The organism is Nocardia sp. NPDC055053 (assembly GCF_053608285.1).
Genome location: NZ_JBSGVD010000019.1, coordinates 1 through 23771 on the forward strand (window position 1 = coordinate 1; position 23771 = coordinate 23771).

The 23771-nt window shown below is 63.1% G+C and carries 16 protein-coding genes; 5 read left to right on the forward strand and 11 right to left on the reverse strand.

Annotated elements, in window-relative coordinates; translation table 11 throughout:
- From ACWF82_RS20445 to ACWF82_RS20460, 4 genes are all read right to left on the reverse strand, one after another.
- A partial coding sequence (locus ACWF82_RS20445) for a hypothetical protein (protein ID WP_452503305.1) occupies positions 1-323 on the reverse strand: 323 nt, incomplete at its 3' end.
- 503 nt (positions 324-826) lie between these two features.
- Positions 827-1384, reverse strand: coding sequence for a hypothetical protein (locus tag ACWF82_RS20450; RefSeq protein ID WP_452503307.1), 558 nt, complete (start codon positions 1382-1384; stop codon positions 827-829).
- Positions 1357-2706: an IS481 family transposase gene (locus ACWF82_RS20455; RefSeq protein ID WP_452503501.1), complete on the reverse strand. Its 1350-nt coding sequence runs from the start codon at positions 2704-2706 to the stop codon at positions 1357-1359. The genes ACWF82_RS20450 and ACWF82_RS20455 overlap by 28 nt, the downstream gene beginning before the upstream one ends.
- Before the next feature lie 299 nt (positions 2707-3005).
- Positions 3006-3767, reverse strand: a complete 762-nt coding sequence (locus tag ACWF82_RS20460; protein WP_452503309.1) for a nuclear transport factor 2 family protein — start codon at positions 3765-3767, stop codon at positions 3006-3008.
- A gap of 65 nt (positions 3768-3832) precedes the next feature.
- On the opposite strand from ACWF82_RS20460, the gene ACWF82_RS20465 reads away from it, so the two are divergent.
- A complete protein-coding gene (locus ACWF82_RS20465; RefSeq protein WP_452503311.1) occupies positions 3833-4426 on the forward strand; it encodes a TetR/AcrR family transcriptional regulator in 594 nt (197 codons plus the stop codon).
- A gap of 706 nt (positions 4427-5132) precedes the next feature.
- On the opposite strand, the gene ACWF82_RS20470 is transcribed toward ACWF82_RS20465, so the two are convergent.
- The 3 genes from ACWF82_RS20470 to ACWF82_RS20480 all read right to left on the reverse strand — a co-directional run bounded on the left by ACWF82_RS20470 (position 5133) and on the right by ACWF82_RS20480 (position 8726).
- Positions 5133-5483, reverse strand: a complete 351-nt coding sequence (locus ACWF82_RS20470) for a histone-like nucleoid-structuring protein Lsr2 (protein WP_452503313.1) — start codon at positions 5481-5483, stop codon at positions 5133-5135.
- Between the two features lie 350 nt (positions 5484-5833).
- Complete coding sequence (locus tag ACWF82_RS20475; protein ID WP_452503315.1) at positions 5834-6478, reverse strand: FMN-dependent NADH-azoreductase; 645 nt, start codon at positions 6476-6478, stop codon at positions 5834-5836.
- 1540 nt (positions 6479-8018) lie between these two features.
- Positions 8019-8726 (reverse strand): carboxymuconolactone decarboxylase family protein, encoded by a 708-nt coding sequence (locus ACWF82_RS20480; RefSeq protein WP_452503316.1) that lies wholly within the window; start codon positions 8724-8726, stop codon positions 8019-8021.
- Between the two features lie 767 nt (positions 8727-9493).
- Between ACWF82_RS20480 and ACWF82_RS20485 the strand changes: the two genes are divergently transcribed.
- Complete coding sequence (locus ACWF82_RS20485) at positions 9494-10408, forward strand: fumarylacetoacetate hydrolase family protein (RefSeq protein ID WP_452503318.1); 915 nt, start codon at positions 9494-9496, stop codon at positions 10406-10408.
- Positions 10409-10693: 285 nt separating this feature from the next.
- Here ACWF82_RS20485 and ACWF82_RS20490 read toward each other — a convergent pair whose 3' ends face one another.
- The 4 genes from ACWF82_RS20490 to ACWF82_RS20505 all read right to left on the reverse strand — a co-directional run bounded on the left by ACWF82_RS20490 (position 10694) and on the right by ACWF82_RS20505 (position 17765).
- On the reverse strand, positions 10694-12109 hold the full coding sequence (locus tag ACWF82_RS20490; RefSeq protein WP_452503503.1) for an NAD(P)(+) transhydrogenase (Re/Si-specific) subunit beta: 1416 nt from the start codon (positions 12107-12109) through the stop codon (positions 10694-10696).
- Positions 12110-12135: 26 nt separating this feature from the next.
- The gene (locus ACWF82_RS20495; RefSeq protein ID WP_452503320.1) at positions 12136-12438 is read right to left on the reverse strand and encodes an NAD(P) transhydrogenase subunit alpha; all 303 of its coding nucleotides are present in this window, start codon (positions 12436-12438) and stop codon (positions 12136-12138) included.
- Positions 12438-13598: a Re/Si-specific NAD(P)(+) transhydrogenase subunit alpha gene (locus ACWF82_RS20500; protein WP_452503322.1), complete on the reverse strand. Its 1161-nt coding sequence runs from the start codon at positions 13596-13598 to the stop codon at positions 12438-12440. Before ACWF82_RS20500 ends, ACWF82_RS20495 begins: the two co-directional genes overlap by 1 nt.
- A gap of 702 nt (positions 13599-14300) precedes the next feature.
- Positions 14301-17765 (reverse strand): protein kinase domain-containing protein, encoded by a 3465-nt coding sequence (locus ACWF82_RS20505; RefSeq protein WP_452503324.1) that lies wholly within the window; start codon positions 17763-17765, stop codon positions 14301-14303.
- Positions 17766-18720: 955 nt separating this feature from the next.
- Here ACWF82_RS20505 and ACWF82_RS20510 point away from each other — a divergent pair.
- From ACWF82_RS20510 to ACWF82_RS20520, 3 genes are all read left to right on the forward strand, one after another.
- Complete coding sequence (locus ACWF82_RS20510; RefSeq protein ID WP_452503326.1) at positions 18721-19836, forward strand: LLM class flavin-dependent oxidoreductase; 1116 nt, start codon at positions 18721-18723, stop codon at positions 19834-19836.
- Positions 19837-20033: 197 nt separating this feature from the next.
- Complete coding sequence (locus ACWF82_RS20515) at positions 20034-21794, forward strand: FAD-dependent monooxygenase (protein ID WP_452503328.1); 1761 nt, start codon at positions 20034-20036, stop codon at positions 21792-21794.
- 118 nt (positions 21795-21912) lie between these two features.
- Positions 21913-23352, forward strand: coding sequence for an NF041680 family putative transposase (locus tag ACWF82_RS20520; RefSeq protein WP_452503330.1), 1440 nt, complete (start codon positions 21913-21915; stop codon positions 23350-23352).
- Positions 23353-23771 lie beyond the last annotated feature (419 nt).

The following is a 23771-nucleotide window of genomic DNA, read 5'->3' on the forward strand; positions in this document are numbered from 1 at the left end:
TCAGCGCTTTCTCGCGAACCTCGGGTGGGTAACGCTTGGACATGATGACCATCTTCCTCAAGGAAGGAAGCGGTCTTCAACCCGTGACGGTTCACGATCGCCCCGCTATCGAGGGTGAGCAGGTCGAAGGCGTTGGGCGCCACGGTCCAGCTCGTGCCGGCGAACTCAGGGTTGCCCAACTCGATCACAACGTTGCCCGAGAGCTGGTTGTTGATCGCCAGGCACGAATTCGGGAAGTCCCCGGCATGTGCGGGCGAGGTCGCCAACAACGGCGCGGCGACCGCACCACACAGCACGGCTATCCGCCCGATCGAGTTCATCATCAAGTCCCCGTTTCTTCTCAGTCCGGCGGGCCCGCAGATGTCCCGCCCTCACCGGTAAACATCTATCCGGCAAGGCTTTTGATGAGCTAAAGAACGCCTGACAGGGTTCGGGTGGCAACCGTCGAGAAGCGATGCGTGATCCCGACCGGTGGCCGCGGCCCGTGCGCCAGACACCAGAACTGAGTCAGTTCGTGACTAGATAGTCCACGACGGCGGCCCGGTGATGGCCAGGCCAGAGTCCAGCACGCTGGTGCGGTAGGTCTCCCAGTCGTCGAGCTTGGGCTGGTCGCGCTCGGCGCCGCGGTGGGCCATGCGCTTTCCGGTAGTAGCTGGCGAACACCAGGCTCGTCGCCGCCAGTTGCTCTCGGCAAGCTGGCGCAGTCAGCCCGAGAGTCGGGCGCGGTCGCCTATGATGGAACTCCGTGAGTCAGGCCGCCATCGAGGCAGGGCTGCTGTTTCGACGCGTTAGGGCGGGCTCGGGGCCGGCCTGTCACTGTGAGGGCTCAGGAGTTGCTTGACCGAACGTCATCACCAGATGCTTGACCGCTGGTCGGGGTCGCTCCTTTGCCTGTGACGTAGAGGCGCGTGATCGGTTTCGTGCTTCGACGCGGTCGGACGGCGATCTCTTCTTCACCGTGCAGGATCCGTAGATGGGTGTCTTCGATGACGACGGTGACGAGTTTGCCGCGGTGGCGGGGTCCGAGTTTGATGCGTTGGCTCGCGACGAGGATGCGTCCGGATTCGTGGACGCGACGTTGGGCGCGCAGTGATCCTGGAGGCAGCGGTGCTGGTGGCAGTGGTGTCGAAGGCGTGCGCGCGCCGCGGATGCGGCCGAGATGGTCGCGTGTGATCGGGCAGGGCCAGGTGCCGATCAGGGCGTTGTCGGCGATGGCGTGCAGGAGGTGCCCGTCCAGCCGCAGCGTGACGGCGCGACCGGCCCAGGCGAACCCGACGAGGTGCTGTTGTCCGCCGATGCCGACGACACCGTCTTTATCGACGGTGCGGTCGATTTCGATCGATTCGCCGGACCCAATCACAATGGTGCCGTTGGCTTTCCGCAACGCGGGCTTGGCCGGTGGTGGTCCTGCGGGGCGGGCACCGCGCATGCGCAGCAGTTGCAGGTGTTCGGGCAACAGTCGTGATGGGACTGTGCGGATGAGATGTCCGTCGAGGCTGACGTGGAGGCTGCGTGGTCGGCCCAGACGGTCACCGTGCGCCCGATGCAAGCGCGCAGGCTGACCTTTTGCCGCGCGTTGGTCAAGGTGATCTCGCCGCTGGCCGGCACCCTGGTCTCCAGTTCCACCGCACCGTCCACCGACGGTGCTGGTGCGGGTTCGATCACGTCGACCAGAAGCGGTCCGGGCGGGGATGGTTCGTCCGCAGAGCGCTCCGGAGCGAGGTTCGCGGGAACGTCGAGGCGGGTAGATCCGTTGGGGCGGAACAGATATGCCGGGGTGTCCATGTCCAGAGCCTGGTGCGGGCGTTGGTGGTTGTAGGAGGAGATCCAGCCGTCGACCGCCTCCTGCGCAGCGGCCAGAGACTCGAACGGGGCCACGCGGTCGAGGAATTCCTCGCGCAGAGTCTTGTGGAAACGCTCGATCTTCCCGGTGGTCGTCGGTGAACGCGGCTTGGTGCGACGCTGGGTGATCCCGTTGTCGCGGCAGATCCGTTCGAACAACACCTCCACCGGCTGAGGCTTGATCCGCAGGCCCGTGAACTGGCCACCGTTATCGGTCAGTACTTCCGAGGGCACCCCGTAGCGGCGCATCGCCGCGGTGAATGCCTCACACACCGCCCGGCCCGACGGCGCCGCCAGCACCGCGGCCACGACCACGAACCGGGAGTGATCGTCGATGCCGGTCAGCATCTTGCACTCTCGCCCGTCCGCCAACGGAACACCGCCGACGAGGTCGAGCTGCCACAGATGCATCGGAGTTTGCCGTTGCCACCGCCGATATCGGCGTTTGTGTTGCTGGACTTGCTGATTCACCATCCCGTTGCGCATCAGCACCCGATGCGCCGTGGCCCGAGACGGCACCCGCTCCAAGCCCTGCCGTGCCAGCTCGTGGCTGATCCGGCGGGCGCCCCACCGCGGATGATCGCGTCGCATCCGACAGATCAACGCCTCGATATCGGCATCGAGGCGGGTCGGGCTCGTGCGCGGGCGCCGCGACCGGTCGGCCAGTCCGGGCAAACCCTCCTGCCGGAACCGTTTGCGCCAGGTATCCAGCGACTGTCGCGACGTCCCGTATCGGGCCGCGACCTCGCCGATCGGCGAACCACCCAGCACCTCACACACCGCCGGTAGCGGTATTCCACCACCGCCTGCTGATCCACAACCACCCGCTCGAATCACCGACAAGACCGAACGGAACAAGACCATCGATGGCCCCGAAAGGTCAAGCGTCACTTGATGACAAACGGTAAAGCATGTCCTGAGTCCTCACATTGACATGCGGGCGGACTAGCGTCCGATAAGTTCGTATTGCCGGTGGCTAGGTCGCCACACTGTTTCGGTCCAACCAGTTCGCGGCTGGGGGCCGGACGAGAGGGAGCTTTCCTGGAACGCTCTGCACGTGCGTCTCTTGCTGTGACGGGTCCTGTCCGAACCGGCTCTGGGCCGAGCGGTCCGACCGACCAGCGACCTACATCCGACGGCAGGTCCGGCGGAGCTCGGAACAGCTATCGGGGTAGTACTCCACGCTCGACGGCGGTGGCTCGGTTGAGCAGTGTCATGACTCGTGTGGCCACACCGGCGCCGCTCATCAACAGCTTGAAGCTCTTCGACGACGGGGCGGGCAACATCCCCGACAGCTGGACTCCATCGATCAGGTCGTAGAGAGTCTCACCCTCGTACATCAGGTGATCGGTGTTGAAGTGGTAGCGGTCGACCGCGGTGCACTGAATGAACGCGCCGTTGCCTGGGATGGCCACGGCATCATTGCCGTAAGGGTGTAGCTTGAGCGGGCCCACAAGGTGGCCGCTGCCGTAATACCGGACGACCATGCGGACCTCGCCCTCCGGCGTCACGTCGACATACGACTGACCGGGGATCGGATCGTAGCGCCAGTCCGGAATGGCGTCGAAGAATGCGAAGTTGTACTCCACGAAGACATTCAGGCCAACCATGACGGCGCCGAGGGTGGTCACGTCCTTGTAGCGCAGGTCGTTGGTGTAGAGCTCATGGTTGTAGCTCATATCCCTGGCTTTCCAGCTCCACCAGTACTTCTTGGCCCACTCGAGGGTCCATCCGATGTCGATGCCGTGTTCGCCGTAGAACTCGATCTTCTTCTCGTATTCGTCGAACCACTCCCGCGTCATAGCCGTAAGGGCGGCCTCGTCGAGGATTCGCACGGGTTCAGCCCTGGTATTGAGGACCTCGGGGATCGGCTGCATCAGGCGTGGCTCGAACAGAGATTGCTGGAACAGCTGTTCGTCGAACATCGATCTCTCCACATCATCGGGAAGCAAGTGGTTTCCAATTAGGATGTTGTTGCTAATGTGGGCCTGTGTCAAGGAGCTATGGCGGACAGCCGGCCGAGGATCGCGTCGCCGAAAGGCGGAAGCGACTCGTTGACGCTGGGATCGAAGTGGTCGGCCATGGCGGCGTCGCCGCACTAGGGATGCGCGTGGTGTGCCGCGAGGCTGAGCTGAGTCAGAAGTTCTTCTACGAGAGCTTCCCCAACGCTGAGGCGTTGCTGTACGCGGTCTACGACGCCGCGTGGGGGCAGATGGAAGCGGCTGTCGCGCAAGCGATGTCGGCCGGTGACCTGCGTGCGGGTTTCGCGGTCGCCGCTCGCCTCATGGAGGGCGATCCTCGGCTCTGTCGCATCTTGTTGGTCGAGCCTTTTGCGGACGCCGACCTGCGGCGGTATGTGCGCGAAACTGGCCCCAGATTTGTCACGCTGTTGGGCGGCCTGGTCGACGGATCTCCGGACGATCCGAAGGTCAGGATGCGGTTCTCGGCGGTATTCGGTGCGCTGATCTCGCTGTTCGTGGAGTGGACCGAGGGCAATCTCGGTACGGACCGTGATGCGTTCGTCGACCATGCTACCGAGGTCGTGGAGCGGTTGGTCGGGGTCGGGCTTTCGGCCGGGCATTGATTCCGGGCCGGCTGATGCTCGAAAGGCGGTGCTGGACGGCGATGTGATCCTGTTCGGCGTCTCCAGCGTTCTGCAAGCCTTGTGCATGGCGATCGTCTTCATACCGCGAAGTACAACAACCAGTGGTTTGTGCGACAGCCGCGGGGAGGCGGCACCGCTGCCGGGCCCCGGAGATCCTGAAGCTGTCGACAGCACAAACGTAAGCACGGTCAGCGGGACGAGTCAGCGAACGGAGTCAACCAATGCGGTTCAGGTAAGGCATGAGGAACCTCGATTCCCCGGGGTCAGCAGCTCTTCTGGGTGATCAGTCTGCCTGGAGTTCCGGCACGGATTGCCACGCGATTGGTGCTGCCACTGCGCTTAGCCCAACCTCGTGGGAGGGGCTGGCGCAGGGTCGGTTCGCGGTAGCTGGGTTTGACCGACAGAGGCTGACCCATCGCCTTTGCTCGACCAGTGAGGCCCTCCAATCGTGTGAACAGAGGACTGGGAGGAGGCTCGGACGGCAGCGAACCCAAGGGTCTAGCGGTTGCGCCGTACTGAAGGTGTTGCGGGACAACGGGATTGCTAGAATCTCGCCAGGCGGGGGCGGGTGGCGTGGACCGCAGACCCTCGGTACCTTCCCTCGCCGCTACCTCGATGGCGGGCCCGGTGGTGGCGTGGGGATGTGCCCTCGCCGAAAACCGCCCACGCCTCCGCGTACTTGGTGCTACGCCGAGGCCTTTTCGTAGGCGGTGATCACCTCGGCCGCAATCCTGCCGCGGGTCGAGACCTTGTGGCCGTTCTCGACGGCCCATGCTCGAACGGCGGTCATATCGCTGCGGCGCGAGGACTTACTCGTCGCTGTAGTGATTTCGGGCCGACGCCTGATTCCCTTGATCCGACCGGTCCGGCGTGCATGCGGAATCCACTGCTCGAACACATCGCGCAGCTTGGCGGCGTTGGTATCGGACAAGTCGATCTCGAAGCTCGCCCCATCGATCCCGAACGAGACGGATTCCTCGGCAGCGGATGTCCCGTCGAAATCATCGATCAGTGTGACAACGACTTTTCGAGCCATGGGGAGTCCTGTTCAGTCGAGTATGGAAGAGCGTTGTAGTGATCGTAGGGATGGGCTGGATCGGTACACAGTCCGGGTCGGCCCCTTCGTCTCGCTATCCGCGGTGAATAATCCGGCGTGCTGATCGACGCCATGGTCTGCGTGGTCGCCGACACGAGTGCGCCCACACCTCATGCGATCGGCTAGCGCCCGCTCAGTGATCAGCGTCGGCTGGCTGCGGATTGTCGTGCCCCGCCTGTTCGGTTGAAACAACGGGTGAACCGCCGCGAGCGTTCGTAAACCATCGCGGACCCGAGAGAGTCCGATGCCCCGCCGAGGACGAAGTGGACGAGGATCGCCTGGAGGGGCGGTCAGGCTCGGGTCAGAGCACCGATGGTTTCGGCAAGGCGGCGGGCTCGGTTGTGGGCGTCGGCCAGGGAGGCTTCATACACCGGGAGAAGCGAGGCAAGCGCTGGGGCGTGAGGGGCCATGGTCAGCTCGGGGGTCACTGTGGTGATATCCAAGCCCAGCAAGTCGTCGCGGCCAAGGACTGCTTCCAGGGCGGGTACAACGTAGTCCAAGCCGTGTTTGGGGGTACCAGGCCCGTAGCCGCCGCCTCGGGCGGAGATCAGCACGGCCGGTCGGCCAGCCGCCGGCGAAGGGCCGAATCGGTCTAGGGTGCGGCCGCCGATGATGATCTGGTCCAGCCACGCTTTGAACACCGATGGCATCATGAGGTTGTACATAGGCACGGTGAACAGGTAGGCGCTTGCGCCGAGGAACTCTTCGACGAGTTCATCTTGGAGTGCGGCGGCCTCGGTCTGCTCGGCGGTGTATCGGGCGGGGTCGGTGGTGCGGGCGGTGATTCCCGCGGCACTCAGGTGCGGCACCGGGTTGGCGGCTAGGTCGCGGTGGACAGCCTGACCTTGCCATGCATCGCGGAAGGATTGGGCGACCTGGCGGGAGACGGAACCTTCTCCGAGAGAAGAGGAGTCGATGTGAAGAAGATAGGTCATGAGGCTTCTTTCGAAGTAGCGAGCAGATCGGGTGCGGGCTGAAGGGCAGCCTGCGGTCCGCAGACTGGGTGAGGGTCTCGGGGCGGTGGCTACCATGTGGGTGTCCGCCCACTCAGTTCGCAGTACATCGAGTTCGCAGTACATTGAGTAGGGCGTCGCTGTCCTGCGCACCGTTCATGCCGCAGGTGCTGTGACGACGATGACGGCACGACCATGGCAAGCACAGGAGCTGGGGGCGGCGGGCGCTGTCTCGAGTCTGGCTGCACTAGCGGCGAAAGGTGAGTGCGTTGCGGTTCTCTACACGGTCCGGCCGAGTTTGTTCGGAGCGCTTTGGGTGCGTTCCTCCGGGCCGCGGACTACGTCGGTCTTGCCGAGAGGAGATGCGGGAGATCGCGTTCCAGATCTCATCGCTCGCTATTTGCTCCAGCTTGAGCTCGAGTACGGATTCGTACCAGGATCGTGTTGCCAACCACGATTGCCTGCACATCACCTGCCGTGGGTTGCAAGTCCTATCGGTCCGTCAGTGGGCCATCGGCCGAGTTCGATGTCTGATGCCTGGCTTGCTTACCGTCACGGACAAAATTTTAGGCACACCGGTGTTTCTCCTTGCGTAGGTGGATATTTCGTTGTGACTGGCGTCCACGTCGCGGACTGCCACGGAACCAGAATCGCCGGTAGGACATCATCTGCAGTCGCCGTTTCCGTCGCGGCGAGTGCCGCGCTAGAAGAATGAGGTCGAAAGTCTCGAATCGATTCCGACCGCAACAGTTCCGTGCGGCGGGTGGTTGAAGCGTCAGACCCTGCTACGCATACCGCGGACTTGGGCGTAAACATGTGCTTCGCCTGGCTGAGCGGACCACTCCTTGTGCTTGGCTGCCGTGGTCGAAGACAGATTCGTGCCGGACTTGATCACGGCCTTGCGTTTCGGGTCAGGCATCGTACGTTCGCGTCCCATCTCTGATGTCTGCTGCTCCCAGCCGACAGCACGCAAGCGCATTCTGGGAACGCTAGCCCGGTACCCGTTCCCGGGATCGGATTCGTTCTCCTCCGTGCCCCCGCGCTGGGTCGGCTCGTATCTCCGATCAGAACACTTGCGTCGCTTCCGCGTCCAGGCATCGGTCCCGGCAGGCGGGACCGGGTTTCCACGCGGCGCCGACAAGGGACCGCGATGTCGACGGTGTTCGCGACTAGGCTCGTTCGGTAGACAGGCTGGTCGTCGACTGTGAGCTCTGCACTCCAGGGCAGTTGCCACTGCCGCCACCATCGCCGCGAGCCCACGAATTGTGAACACGTGGACGTTGCCGATGCCGCCATACATTTCCGACACGATGTGGAACCGAGCGCCTGATCCGACGATGTCGAATTGAACTTGTCGGCGTCGTTCGCATTCAATACGCGGTTGTTCGGTGCCCGGGTTCACGGGGGGCACCACGCGGCGATGCGGTCGTGGCGTGTGGAAACGAATGGCGCCTATGCTGCCAGTAAGCCGGGAAATAGCGGGCGGGGGCTCCCGCTCGCAGATGGTCACGTGACGGGTTCGCTAGGTCTCGGTTTCGATGCGGTCGTGCTCGAATTCGTCCTCGAGGCCGATTCCGGGTACACGTGTAGCGAAGTTCCCCGAAATGTACCGCGTGGCCGTCAGTGTGAGCTGTACCAACTGTTTCGGTGAGAGGTGGCGGGCCAAGTCGTCCCACATATTGGGAGTCATCTCCTCGTTGTTGGCTATCGCCCGCCCGAATCGGATAATCGACATTTCGAGATCGGTGAACAGCCCGACTTGGGATTCGGGATCGGACAGCGCGGCGATTTGGTCCGGGGTGAATCCGGCTGCGAGAGCATCCTGTTCGTGGTGCGCCGCCAAGTATGCGTTCCCTTTGCCACTGGCACTGACGAGGATCACGAGGTCGCGCAGACGTGGTCCCAATTCCACTGCCTGCCGCAAATTTTGCGCATACGGCAGTAGTCCGTCAAGCTGTGCGGGAGCATTCGCGAGAGCGCTATAGTTGTTCGGTGTGGGCACTCGTCGTTCGGATTCCAATCTATCGAAGGCTGCAATGTCCTCGGGATTTTCGGCATCTTCGCGACGGCGGTGCGGTACACGCGGCAATGTCTTTCCTTCAGTATGTGTCGGTTTTGTACCGAATTCATCGTATTCGTTGCAATTTCCGCGATGCGGCCGCCGGTTGAGTTCGGCGTCGCGTGCGAATAAAGCATGGCCACGACGGCCTGGTGGCTTGTTGTTGAGCACCTGGGAGCAGTGCCGGTTTGGCGAGAGGTTTCCTGGCGGTGGGCGGCGTGGGTTTGCCGCGTTTGGTCTTGAGCTGCAATTCACGTCCACGGCGACTACGCGGTCGACCGTTGCTGGGTCTGGATTCAGGCCAGCGCAACCGATTGGCCAGACCCGGTACCTCCTCGATCCTGTTGCGGCGCTGTCGAATAGGCCCGCAATCGGAGGGGCTCCGGTGGGAATGCCACTTCTGTTGGTTGGATGCAGCCGAGGGCGGGGACGAAATCTGGCACCCAGGGCGCATGGTCGGCACCAGCCGAGTGGACTGCCCCTCCAGGCTGTGGAACTCCCCACTGTGCCGAGAAGCCAGGGGATCCTCGGAGTCGGTCGCTCGGCTGCGGCGGCTCGCCAACTCTCATAGCGGTGAGCCGGCCCACGTGATCAAAATCTGTCGCGACCTGCGCGTCACCGCTACCTCCGGTGGGAATGTGAAAGACGGCCCTTGGTTGCCGACGTCTGCTGCCATCACAGACGCGGTGATGGATTGTCAGATTGAACAACGCGGGCGTGGCGCTTGCCATCTTGTGGTTCCACCGGGCGGGACGCGTGCTGCCACCTTTGAGGCTGCCGTCACCATACTGGCAGCACCGTCACTCGCGCCGTAAGGATGTCGTTGGGCGGTGAGACGAGAACAAATGAGGTACTTCCCAGTGCGGAATGCCGAATGGACAACCGTTAACGCTCCGCGTGCGCTTACCCCGTCGCACGCGTTTGAGAAAGGAGAAGAATTGAAGGTCGCACTTTTCGACCGAGGCATTAGGACCCCTGGAATCGGGTTCATCGACGATTCCGACATCATCGATGTGACCGAGTGGGTGGGCCCACCGAGTGACAGTCCGCTTGGCGCGTTTCTGACACGGCGGGCGCGCGAAACTCCGCCGCTTGATGGCCAACGCCTCCCGCTCACGGAGGTGAAGCTGTTGCCTCCCGCAAGGGGAACCGGCGCAATTATCTGCGTAGGCGTTAACTACGCCGAACACGGTCGCCGCGTGGCCGAGTTGAGCGGCGCGAAGTTCGACCCAGGTGCGCCGCCTTCCTTGTTCATGAAGATGTGGCGCTCCCTGACCGGTCCAGATCAGGACGTCGTGCGTCCTGCAGCGGCGGACTGGTTGGACTTCGAAGGGGAACTCGTCGTCGTCATCGGACGTCACTGCCGCGCGGTCCCAAGGGAGCGCGCACTCGAGGTCGTCGGCGGCTATTCGGTCGGCAACGATGGTAGCGTCCGCGACTGGCAACGCAAACTACCTACTCTCACAGCGGGGAAAAACTTCTTCCGGACGGGATCGCTGGGTCCGTGGGTTGTGACCGCCGACGAGATTCCCGATCCCTCCGTTCTACGCGTGACAACGACGCTGAACGGCGAAGTGATGCAGGACGCGCCGGTCTCGGACATGATGAACGATGTGCCCGCCCTCATCGAGCACATCTCGACATTCACCCCGCTGGCGCCCGGCGATGTGATCTTCACCGGGACACCGGGCGGCTCGTTCTCAGACCGCGGCAACAAGCGATGGCTCGTTGCAGGCGACGAGATCGCCGTGACGATTCCCGAAATCGGGACTCTCCGAAATCGGGTCGTCGATGAGAACCACGCAGGGATGGTGAGATCGGCCGCAAGCTACGTGGATTGGCATTTCGAGTAGCGCTCCAGGATCTTGTCGACTAACGGCGCACACGGCTGGTTCCTTCGGTGCACACAGTTCGGGATGCGATCCAGGAAATGTCACCGCATGGGTGGTTGCCCGACATTGCTGCGGTGACAGCGCGGCTCGCCCTATCGCAGCTGTTTGTTCGGTGGCAGCGAAGTTGGGTGTGTCGCCATCACGCTGCAGAGGGTGCACGGATGCAACAGCGTGATGACGACACGGCGCGCAACCAGATGGCATGGTAGCCAGATGGACTGGTAGCGCGGGCCCAGGAGACGGCGCTTAGAGCGCCTTCAGTTCTTCGGTGACCGCGCCGACGGATTTCTTGGCGTCGCCGAACAGCATGGAGGTGTGATCGGCGTAGAACAGTGGGTTGTCGATACCGGCGAAGCCGGAGTTCATCGACCGCTTCAACACGATGACACTTTGGGCCTGGTCGACGTTGAGGACCGGCATACCGTAGATCGGGCTGGTCTTGTCGTCGCGGGCGGCCGGGTTGGTGACGTCGTTGGCGCCGATGACCAGGACCACATCGGTGCGGCCGAATTCGCCGTTGATGTCGTCCATTTCCTTCATCGCGTCGTAGGACACCTCGGCCTCGGCCAGCAGCACGTTCATGTGACCGGGCATCCGGCCCGCGACGGGGTGGATGGCGTATTTGACCTCGACACCCTTGCCCTCGAGCAGGGAAGCCATTTCCTTGACCGCGTGCTGGGCCTGAGCCACGGCCATACCGTAGCCGGGGACCACGATGACCTGGTTGGCATAGGCCATCTGGATCGCGGCGTCAGCGGCCGAGGTCGCTTTGGCTTGCTTGTTCTCGCCACCGGCGCCGCCACCGGCCGCGCCACCGCCACCACCGAAACCACCGGCGACGATGGCCGGGATGGAACGGTTCATGGCCTTGGCCATCAGGTTGGTCAAGATGGTGCCGGACGCGCCGACGATCATGCCCGCCACGATCATCGCGGTGTTGTTGAGCGCCAGACCCGCGGCCGCGGCCGACAGACCGGTCAGCGCGTTGAGCAGTGAGATGACGACGGGCATGTCGGCGCCGCCGATGGGCAGCACGACCATCAAACCGAGCACACCGGCCAGCACCAGCAGGCCGATCATCCACAGTTGCGAGACGCCACCGTTGTCGGCGCCCAAACCGATCACCACGGCGCAGACGATCGCGCCGGCGAGCAGCAGCAGGTTCAGCGGTTGTTGCAGGCGGCCGATGCCGATCGGCTTGCCCGACAGGATTTCCTGCAGTTTGGCGAAGGCGATGATCGAGCCCCAGAACGACACCGAACCGATCACCGCGGCGAACAGCGAACCGATGATGATGTGAATGGTGGGTTCGTCGTGCAGCGCCGAGAAGCCCGAGCTGTCGATGAACTCGGCCCACGCGATGAGCGCGACCGTGCCACCACCGACACCGTTGAACGCGGCGACCAGCTGCGGCATCTCGGTCATCTTGGTGCGCACCGCGGGCGGAACACCCAGTGCCACACCGACAATCAGGCCGGCGCCGATGAGAATCCAGCTGTCGGTGTGCCGGACCGAGATCAGCGTGGCAGCAACCGCCACAGCCATACCGACTGCGGCGATCTGGTTGCCACGGACCGCGGTCTTGGGGCCGGTCAGGCCCATCAGGCCGTAGATGAACATGGAGAAGGCCACGATGTAGAGGCCGTTGACCAGGTACGACATGCTGTCGATATCGTTGACGGAGTGCATCACTGGGCCGCCTGCTTCTTACCCTTGAACATGCCGAGCATCCGATCGGTCACGACGAACCCGCCGATGACATTGAGAGTCCCGAACACCACGGCGACAAACAGAATGATCTGAACCAAGACCGACGGGTCTTCCACATTGCCCAACGTCACCAGCGCGCCCAGCACCACGATGCCGTGAATCGCGTTCGTACCCGACATCAACGGGGTATGCAGTGTGTTCGGGACTTTGGAGATCACGGCGAATCCGACGAACCCCGACAGCACGAGAATCGCGATATCGGCCAGCAATTCGGAATACATCAGGCACTCACCTCAGCTTTCGCCTGGTCGTTCGGGGCATCCTGCCGTTCGGTGACACAGGAATCGGCCAGCACCTGATCGGAGAAATCGGGTGCGAGCTTGCCGTCGACCAGCATCAGCTCCAGCAGCGCGGCGATGTTCTTGGAGTACAGCTCGGAAGCGTGCTCGGGCATGGTCGCGGGCAGGTTCAGCGGCGAGGTGATAGTCACCTCGTGCTTGACCACGATCTCGCCGGGCTCGGTGAGTTCGCAGTTGCCGCCGGTCTCCCCGGCCAGGTCGACGATCACGCTGCCGGGCTTCATACCCTCCACCGCGGCGGCGGTGACCAGACGCGGTGCGGGACGACCCGGGACCAGCGCGGTCGTGATCACCACGTCGAAACCCTTGATGGCGTCCTCGAGGGCCTGCTGCTGGGCAGCCTTCTCGTCCTCGGTGAGCTCACGGGCGTAACCACCCTCACCGGTGGCGTCGATACCCAGATCCAGCCACTGGGCGCCGACCGAACGCACCTGATCGGCGACCTCGGGGCGCACGTCGTAACCGGTGGTCCGCCCACCCAGGCGCTTGGCGGTGGCCAGTGCTTGCAGACCGGCGACACCGACACCGAGGACCAGCACGGTGGCGGGCTTCACGGTGCCCGCGGCGGTGGTCAGCATCGGGAAGAACCGCGTCGACTCCGACGCGGCCAGCAGCACAGCCTTGTACCCGGCCACGTTCGCCTGCGAGGACAGCGCGTCCATCACCTGCGCGCGGGAGATACGCGGGATCGCTTCCACCGCGAACGCCTGCACACCGGCGGACTTCAAAGCGCCGATCTGGTTCTCGGCGTTGCGGGGGGCGAGGAACCCGATCAGGGTCTGCCCGGAGGACAGCTTGCCCACCTCGGCGTCGCTGGGCGGGGCCACCTTGACCACGGCATCGGCCGACCACGGATCACCGATGGTCGCGCCCGCCTCGACATAGGCCGCGTCGGGGATGAGCGCGCCGAGGCCGGCACCGGCTTCCACGACCACCTCGACACCCTGCTTGGACAGGGCGGGGATGATCTTGGGCACCAAGGCGACCCGCCGCTCACCCGCGCCGGACTCGCGAACGACTCCGACACGTGGGGCCGTGACCGGGTTGGTCTCGACTTGTCGGACGTCCTCGCGCGGGCTCACGAAACTGCCGGCTGTCGAAGGCGGCTGACTACCGTTTGGGTGTGGTCGGCCGGGCTGAACTTCATCTGAATCCTTTGTTGTTTCATGGATTTCGTTGGTCTAGAACAAGGAGGGATATGCCGGAATCGTGGCGGCGCGGTCGACAACCAACTGTCAGACATCGGCAGCAAAGGGATCGATGCAGCCCGGCTGCTCTGCCCTTGTGCCGCTGGCAGGAGGAGCAAGAGGGTTCGGCGTCTCGGTATCGGCCCTCGTGCTGTCTGGCCAGCCTGTCGGTGGGAATTCGACTGTAGGTGAGCGCGGCGCCTGCTCTTGACTCGAGGTGGTGTCAGCCATGGCGGTTGCGACAAGCTCGAGTGCACCACGGATCTCGGCGTGGCTCGTATCGCGCGATATTGCGTGGCACGGTGCCGAAGTGCGCGGAATCGCGCAGATTGGTGCGAGCGGCCGGTCGGTGCGCGTCAGACTCTTTCGTCTTGTTTCGCCAGTTGTTCGAAGCCATTACGCCAGCTGGTGCTGGAATCGGCCGCATCACACCTCCCACGTTGCTGGCTAGTAGCAGCATGTAGTTGCTCAACGCGAGCTTCGGCTGCGCATGCTGCTTGGTTTCGTGCATTGCTGCCTGAAATCATGCAGAAGGTGGCGTCGCATGTCAATATCTCGTGCAAACAGCGGTCTGGACGGTGTCCAAGTAGTGGTTCGCTACTGTGTGGTGTGGTCGACCGCAGCGAGCTGAGCCAGGAATGCGCGGGGTACTGGAGTCCAGTCGGGGCTCCAGCGTCCGTGGTCGAGATCGTCGAGCAAACCGTGAATTAGGACTCTCACTGTGGAGCCTTCGTCGAGAATCGGGCGAGTGAGTCCGGTCGGGGCGTAGTCGGCCAGGACACCGGACAGGGCATGCTTGGCCTGTGGCATCCTATGATCAGCGGCATAACAGGTTGTCAGCAAGAGTGCGGCGCGCAGGGCTGCCCGGGGACGGCGTGCGGAATCGATCGATTCGGCCAGGGCCGTTGCGTATCCGATGGCGAGCGGAGGATCGTCACGTAGCACAGATCGTATGAAGGAATCCTGTTCCAGCTCGACGATCAGCTTCTCGATTCCATTGTGTGGAAGGTCGGCGGGGTCGACGGCGAAGCTCGATGTCCGGCGGTCGATAGTCTTCAGTCCAAGGCGGACCGCTTCATTGGTAATGCCGGCGGATAGTCTGGGCAGGTCCAAGACCCTGGCGATCCGAGCGCCCTCGGTCAAGCGCACTGCTGCGCTGTCGAGATCGCCGCGCAATGCCTTCACGCGGGCGCCTGTCCCGTAGGTTGCCAACATGAAGTCTGCTGATCCTCCGGCTGCCCCGAGCTTCTCGCAATTGTCGAGTAGTTGCTCGGCCTCGACTATCTGGTTGCGCTCGTACAAGAAGTTTCCGAGTAGGGCGCTGGCAACGGTGGCAGTGTAGGGGTTCTCACCGGCACTGGTACGTCCCAGTTTCAGCGCTGTTCGGAAGTTGTGCTCCGCCGCGATGGTGTTGAGTTGTTCCCAGTCGGCCAAGCCTGCGAGGCAGAAGCTGTACATCGGACTCAATGCGCCCGGGAGGTGCGGGAGATACGGTGCTGCCCGCTCGTGCCAGGCTCGGACCTGATCGAAGTCGAAGTTGTAGAGAGCTGCGCAGGCCTCTACATTCGTCGCTGCGCACATCACCCACGGGCTCAGGGACTCGGACTGAGAGATGCAGTCGTGGACCAACTGATCGACGGCACCGACCCGATCGTCGAGGAGATTCTGGACGCTTCTGATGATCGCCGCCTCGACAGCGATAGTTGACGATGGTTGCCGTCGAGACGACTCAGCAGGGAGAGCCAGGTGCAGGGCGGTCTCCATTTCCGTACGCTGACGCAGCATCATGAATGCCCAGGCGAGTGCTATCTGGAGTTTGGGGTGTGTTGCGGCCGATGACGACGGTAGTTTCTCTGCCAGTCCGATCAGGGTAGCCAGCTGCGAATGCTGCACAAGGTCGAGAGCATCGGCTTCGACCAGTTCCACCGCGCGTTCCGGCAGCTCAGCAGTAAGGGCGTGATCGATGGCTTCACTCAACAGGTGGTGGCGCCCGAACCACTCCGCTGCCGCTCGGTGCAGCTCGCGAATCCACTCCGGATGATCTCGTTCGAGTCGTTGGCGGAGGTACTCGGCGAAGAGGTGGTGATAGCGGAACCATCGGCCGTCGTCGTCGATTCGGCGTAGGAACAGGTCTCGGTGTTCAATGTCCTCGAGGAGAACCTGTCCGCGGCGATGCCCGGTCAACACGGTGGCGAGGTCGCTACAGATGAGCTCAGTGATGGAGGTCGCCAACAGCGCGTCGACGAGATCGGGATCGAGGTTTTCAAGAACGTTCTCGGTCAGGTAGGCGCTGATGGCGTGATGTCTGCCGGTGAGATGCCCCACCAATGCGGTCGGGTCGTCGTGGCCTCGCAACGACAGTGAGGCCAACTGCAGTCCTGCGGCCCATCCATCGGTGCACTGGTGGAGCCCGGCGATATCGCCGGGTGAGAGGGGGAGACCACCGATGTCGACCAGCAGGTCTCGCGCCTCCGTCGGATCGAAACGCAATGCTGCGGAATCGATTTCGATCACTTCTTCGCGGACTCGGAGAGTGCTCATAGGAAAGTGCATCTGGGAGCGGCTCGTGACGAGGATCTGCAGATGGTGGCACCCGTGGTCGATGAGGAAACTCAGCACCGCTAACGATCCGCTGTCAGTGATGCGGTGAGCGTCGTCGATGACAACTACCACCCGATCGCCGCTTTCGTGGATGGTGTCGATCAGCGTGGTGGACACGTAGCGTTCGGCGCTACGTCCGTGCTCCTCGAGAGCGGCCGCCAGATCTGCAGTGAGTCCTGGGTGTGTGCGATGGATCGCCTCGAGGATGTGACCGAGGAACCACGTAGCGTTGTTGTCGTCGCGATCCGCGTTGAGCCACGCCACGACGACGTTTTGCTGGCGAAGTTGTTCGGCCCACTGGGCTGCGAGGGTACTTTTGCCGAACCCTGCCGGAGCATGTATCACGATCAATCGAGGTCTGCGGTCGGACTGCAGAGCTTCAAGCAACCGAGGCCGCGGAATCACAGTCCTTGTCTGTAGGGCGGGGCGGAACTTCGTAGCGGCGGCAGGTGGTGTCGATAGTCGGGACAGCGACGGCCTGGGGTGCGAAGCGTTCGGCGACTCAGCAAGGAAGGTGTCGAATCGACGTGCCTGCCTGGGGTCGGTTGTCGGCGGGGCTCGGAGGACCATGTCGTCGACCAAGAGGCCGTGATTGCGCTGAATAGTGCGCATCCGGTCGCCGAACTCTTCGGCTGAATGAGGCCTAGCCACGGGATTGCGAGCCATGCTGGCTTCGATTGCCGCGCACAGATCGTTCGGTATGCCGTCGGAGCGCAGGTCCGGGATCGGTTCGGCAGCTATGCGGAGGAACTGGGCAACCACTCCTTCTCCCGTGCGTCGTTCGAATGCGGCATGACCCGTGATCGCGCAGAACAATGTCGCGCCGAGACCGTAGATGTCCGATGCCACCGACGCGGCCCCTTCTTGTAGGACCTCGGGCGCGGTGAACGCAGGGGATCCGAGTACGACATCGGCGCTTGTTTGGAATCCGCCCTCAATGCGTGCGATGCCGAAGTCGGTGAGCTGAGGCTCGTCGTAGTCAGTCAGCAGAATGTTCGCAGGTTTGACATCGCGGTGCAGAATGCCTGTGCGATGGATGGTCTCAAGGGCACCTGACAGTTTCACCATAATATGTAGCGCGTCGGCGAGGGGCAGTGGGCCATTGTCGCGGATCCTTCGCTCGAGCGAGCCTTCGGAGTGATATGGCATGACGATGAAAGGATGATTGGCGGTGGTGGTGCCGACCTGTAGCACCTGCACGATATTGGGATGACCGGACATCCTGCCCATGGCCTGCTGCTCACGGAGGAAACGTTCGAGGTTGTCAGGGTCGGCGTCGTCGGTGCCGGTGAGGACCTTGACCGCAACGACACGATCGAGGGCGGCTTCTCGGCACCGATATACCACGCCGAACCCGCCACGGCCGACGATGCGCGGCTCGGCAAACCCTTTTGCCTCCAGCTCCGCTTTGGTGACGGGTGACTGGGCACGCTGTGTAGCAACGGGCTCTTGGTCGGACATTGTGCACCGACAGCCCTGTTCAACCGGTCCGGATTGAGATCGGTCGCGAGCGAATCCGAACGACCGAGTCGCGATCGCGCTGCCTTGCCATTCGATCACCTCCAAAACCGAGCATGAACTCCTCGGCCTGCCGGTTCATGATATCTGTCAGCGCAGGGTCACGGTAGCTATCACTGCGTGTAGCCGGATGGTGCGACCCGCACCTTCGAAGCCAACTTAGTCGGGATCGGAGGTTGTCGGGTTGATCTCCAGTGCCCGTTGCGCGGGCAGGTTCAATCAGTCACGAGGCAACCGCATGGGCATGTGGCTGCCGACCAGCGAATGCCAAGGGCGCCACGAGTCCTAGCCACGGATCCGAATTCGCGAAGGCTCTTGCAGTGGCAGTAGCCACATCTTCCATGTATTGAGGCTGAACGTGGGCGATCAACTCGTGCTTGCTTGCAACTCGTGCTTGCTTGCAGATCGTCGGTCAACGGTCACGACGCCGACACCAGCCAGCCTGGCGACATCGTCGAGGGCGATCGCCCCCCGCGCTGAGTAGCCGACGCGCAGCGGCAGCCATCCGGTCCTGGTTCCGCGCCGCGTCGGCGCACAGTCGCCGACGCTCTACCTCAGGCGTACTGTTCAGTGGTCGGCCTCCTGTTATTGCGAATCCCTCGCCCTTCGTGCGCCGCTGCTTGCTCATACCGGCCGTAGTCCTTGGCTTTGGCTATGGCTATGACATGCAATGGTCCCCTCTGGCATGCTTCGCCTGCCGTACACCCCCGTGATAACTCGATGCCGTGGCCACCACTGCCTGCGTGATCCATCCAGCGGAACCCGCGTCATGACGGGTGTCACAGTGATGGCGCAAACTCCAGTACACGGGAGCTGCGATTGGCCATCCGAGGCAAGGTGGCCTGCCTTGATACGTAGGCCGGTGCGGGCCGGTCCAGCAAAGGACAGGGAGCTAGACATGGATTTCGGACTCGTCATGATGAACTACGCGGGTTGTTGGGACGATGCAGGCTTCGCCGAGGAGCACGGCTTTGCCACCGCTGGTTTCACCGATAGCCCTCTACTTTGTGGCGATCCGTTGGTGTCGATGGCACTCACTGCGCAGCGCACGTCGAAGCTGCGCATCGGGACGCTCCTGAACGTTCCAGGGATGCGCACTGCACCCGTCACGGCCTCGGCGATGTCGATGGTCAATCAGATTGCGCCGGGACGAGTGTTCTTTGGGACAGGGACCGGGTATACCGGGCGGCTGACCTACGGTCTCCCCCCTGTGGCATTGGAGAAAACATGCCGCAATTTGAGCGACGTGCGGGACCTCATGGCTGGGCGCGACGTGACATATCAGGATGGCGGCCGCGAGGTCGTAGTACGTGCAGTGAACTCGGAGCTCGTAGAGAACAACGTCACGCATCCGGTTCCCTGCTACATGGCGGCCGATGGCCCTCGATCTTTGCAAGCTGTCGGTATGGTGGCCGACGGCTGGGTCGCGACGCTTGCCCTGGCAGGTGCGAGAGCGATGGGAAATGCACCCGAGGTGTTCGCTCAGTCCTTCCAAACGGTCAAGGCAAGTGCTGTCGACTCGGGGCGGAGCCTCGAGGACGCCTACACGATGTGGGCCACCGCGATATGCATCCTTGAGCCTGGCGAACCCGCCAATTCGCCGCGTGCGCTCGCGCAGGTGGGACCGTATTCGATCTTCGCGTTCCACACCTACGCCTGCAACCCGGCGATCGCCCCGTACCTCCCGCCCGAGGTGCAGGAGCGCATTGACATCTACGAGGAGAAGGTCTTGTCGCGCTTCGATGTTCCGCGGAACCTGCTGTATCAGAGGGTCCACGAGGGACACCTGATGCATCTTCTGCCGGGTGAACAGCAAGTACTGACAGAGGAGATCATTCGGAACACGGCGCTCATAGGCACTGCAGAGGAGATCGCGGATCAGCTTCACCGAATGCAGAAGGCGGGGCTGCGGAACGTGTCCCTGTCTATCCCGCCGCGTCACACTCGGGAAGTGATCGTCGACATCGAGACGAAGCTGGCTCCGTTGCTCGACCGGACCTCTGCTCCGCTCTGACGCATCATCGAATCGGTCGGCGGGCGGCCCGATTCTCCGCGGCGGACGACAATCACCGCCCACTCTTACGTGGTCTAGCTCGTCTCCCGTCCAACGGAACGGATTTCTGGCAGATCGGATCGGGTCCTTGTTATCCATAGCGCAGCAGCTGATCGGTCCGTGTCCGGGCCATCAATAATCTGGAGGTTGTTTCTCTCATGCGTAGTGTCAAAACCGATGTCCTGGTCGTGGGGGCTGGGCCGGCCGGGCTGACCGCATCTGCGTTTCTTGCGAAGTACGGCGTCGACGCGATCACGTTGTCTCGCCATCCCGGCACTGCGCCCCAACCGCGTGCCACGATCATGAATCAGCGCACTGTAGAAGTGCTGAGAGATCTCGGCATCGAGCAAGAAATCGATCGAATCGGCGTCAGGCTCGCAGATCAGAGCCACTCCGTCTATGCGACAAGCTTCGTCGGTGCGGAGATCCTCCGTTACCGAGCCTACGGGGCCGCAGACCGGGCCACTGACTATCAGTTGGCGAGTCCGTCCGCCAACTACAACGTCGGACAGCACTATCTGGAGCCGCTGGTGCTGACGGCGGCTCGTCAACATGGAGCAGACGTTCGGTTCAACCATGAGCTTGTGTCACTGGTGCAGGCCGAGAACGACGTGGTCGCCCGGGTCCGTGAACGAGAATCCGGTGAGGAATATGAAGTCCGTGCGATGTATGTGGTCGGGGCGGACGGGGGCAGGTCGCGAGTAGCGGAGCAGGTCGGTGCGGAATTCGAGGGCGAAGCTTCGCTGCTGCACATGGTGAGTGCATGGTTGGAGGTCGACCTCACCGAGCACACCGCCTACCGGCCATGCCATATCTACACGCTGCTGCAGCCCGGCGGAGATTCTTGGGTCGGCTCAGGCAGTTTCCTCAATGTCCGGCCGTGGAACGAATGGGTACTCTCGCGTCAATATGACGGGAGTCTCGGTGACCCGGACCGTTCCGATGAAGCGGTGATTGCGGCGGCCCGCTCGTTGATCGGCGATCCCGATATTCCGGTGAAAGTCAAGGGGACCGGCCTGTGGCAGGTCAACAACATGGTTGCAAAGCAGTACGGATATGGACGGGTATTCCTGGTCGGAGACGCGGCGCATCGGCATCCTCCGGCCGGGGGATTGGGCAGCAATACATCCGTCCAGGATGCTTTCAACTTGGCATGGAAACTGGCATTCGTGCTTTCAGGCCGGGCTGGCATCGAACTGCTGGACAGCTATCACGATGAGCGCCAGCCCGTTGGCAAGCACATGGTCACCCGAACGATGGAGAACCTCGGCTACATGGCTGCCGTGGGCAAGACTTTGGGACTCGTGCAGGGACAATCGTCTGCTGAGGGATGGGCAGCGCTGAAGGAGATTTCATGCAACACTGAGGCTGGCGTCAAGCGCCGCGAGGACCTGGCTCAGGCAATCGAGCTGCAGCATTATCGGTCGAGCGCTCACGGTACCGATATTGGTCATCGCTACACGGAATCTTGCGGGATCGTGGACGACGGGACTCCATTCCCAGAGCCGTTGCGTGATCCCGAGTTGTTCTACCAGCCGACGACGCATCCAGGCGCCTACCTGCCACATGCGTGGCTCGAGCGCGATCGGGAGCGGATGTCGACCTTGGACCTTGCCGGTCATGGGCGGTTCAGTCTGATTATCGGGATCGGCGGTGAACAGTGGGTACAGGCTGCGCACAGCGTTGAGGAAGAACTGGGAATCGAGTTGCCGGTCTTCGCCGTGGGCTATCACTGTGAGTACGATGACGTGCTCGGTGACTGGGCGAAAGTCCGGGAGATCGACGATCATGGTGCACTCTTGATTCGGCCGGACAGGCACATTGCCTGGAGGTCGGCCACCTGTCCTGAAGCTCCCATCGACTCGCTTCTCGATGCTGTACGGCAAGCTCTCGCGCGCTCGATGGTGGGTGTGACCTAGCTTGAGTTTTAACCTTGGTCCCGGTCAGGCGGCCCCTGGTTGATCTTGAAAGAAGCCCTTGGGTGATGATTCTTCTTGCGACAGAAGGAAACTCACTCCAAGGGCTTCGGTGAATAGTGTGCACGACACTGGCGGCGCCAGCGTGTTCGGGGAACTGTCGGCGTTCCGGCAGGAGTTGTATCAGTGTGTGACCGCGCGCACGGATGCGGTGTTCGAGCTGGTCGACGCGGTGTTGTGCGCGGACGGGCCGGTGCGGTCGCCGCCGGAGTTGTCGCTGGTCGCCGAGCATCGCCGTGGCCACGGCAGCGTGTACGCGGCGCTAGATCGCGGCCGAATCGATGTGGAGCGGTTGCGGCGAGCGCTGGCCGCGGTCCCGCTGCCCAGGGCCGCGGACGGTCGGCTGGTGCTAGCGGTCGATATCACCTGCTGGCTGCGACCCGAAGCTCATACCTGTCCGCAACGGGTGCTGTGTCACACCTACGGGCGAGCCAAGAACACACATCAGATGATTCCGGGCTGGCCGTACTCGGTGGTTTGCGCGCTCGAGACCGGTCGCAGTTCCTGGACCGCGCCACTTGACGCGATCCGGTTGACGCCCGGCGATGACGCTGCCACAGCCACCGCGGCCCAGCTTCGCACCGTGATCGGCAACCTGATCGCTGCCGGGCAGTGGCAGCCCGGCGATCCCGACATCTGGATCGTCGCCGACGCCGGCTACGACGCGCCCCGGATGGCGTTCCTGCTCGCGGATCTGCCGGTGCAGCTGTTGGGCCGGATGCGGTCCGACCGCGTCCTGCGCCGCGCCGCGCCGCCATGGCTTCCCGGCACCATGGGACGTCCGCCGCGCCACGGCGGCGAGTTCGTGTTCGGCGACCCCGCTACCTGGGGTGAGCCGGCAACCGAGACCCTGACCGAGACCAGGCTTTACGGGCCCGCGCACGCACGGTCATGGGACCGGTTACATCCCCGGCTCACCCACCGATCGTCCTGGGTCACTGCGGCCGGGAAACTGCCCGTCATCGAGGGCACCGTGGTCCGCCTCGACGTCGCCCGGCTGCCCAGTGGTGCAACACCGAAACCGGTTTGGTTGTGGCATTCGGGCACTGGTCTGGACGCGGGCACGGTTGATCTGCTCTGGCAAGCATTCCTGCGCCGGTTCGACATCGAGCACACCTTCCGCATGTTCGAGCAAACCCTGGGCTGGACCGCACCGAAACCCCGCGATCCCGCCAGCGCGGACCGGTGGACCTGGTTGCTGATGGCCGCATACACCCAGCTGCGCCTGGCGCGCAGCCTCGCGCGAGATCAGCGGCGTCGGTGGGAGAAACCTGTTGCACCGCAACAGCTCACACCCGCGCGGGTCCGGCGGGTGTTTCGGCACCTCCGCCCGAACATTGCATGTCCAGCCAGCGCGCCGAAACCCTCACGACCAGGACCTGGCCGACCACCGGGCTGCCGCAACCAACGGCCCGCACCCCGCCATGATGTCCACATCAAGACCGATGGCAACATTCGCGCACCAACCCCGGCCGGGCCGCGACCACGCCGCCAGGGTTAAAACTCAAGGCGCTGTCCTGGAAGTCACCGGAGCCACAGGAATCGCTACGATGGTGAGTTCGGGGCCTGGTAGTAGGCGGCGCGTTTGGCGTAGCGAGCGGCCAGGTCCCGGAATTGCTTGCTCCGGTCGAATCATCGCTCGACAAGTTCTGCTGCGTGTAGGCATCGGCGTCGAACGCTGGTGGCCGCCGCCGCGTGAGCCGTTGGTTGCGCGGTGGGCGATCTGGTCGGCTGTTTGGGGCTGATCATCTGAACCCGCCGCCTATGCAGCGCGTGGAGGGTCGAGGGACGCGATTGTGCTTTGTCCGCGATCACCAGGTCGGGCTGGATCCGTGACTGCTCCAGACCCGGGCGGCCACCTGAATACCGTCTAGTAAGGCAGCAGTTTTGGGTCGTCACCGGCTTGACTGGTGTGAGCAC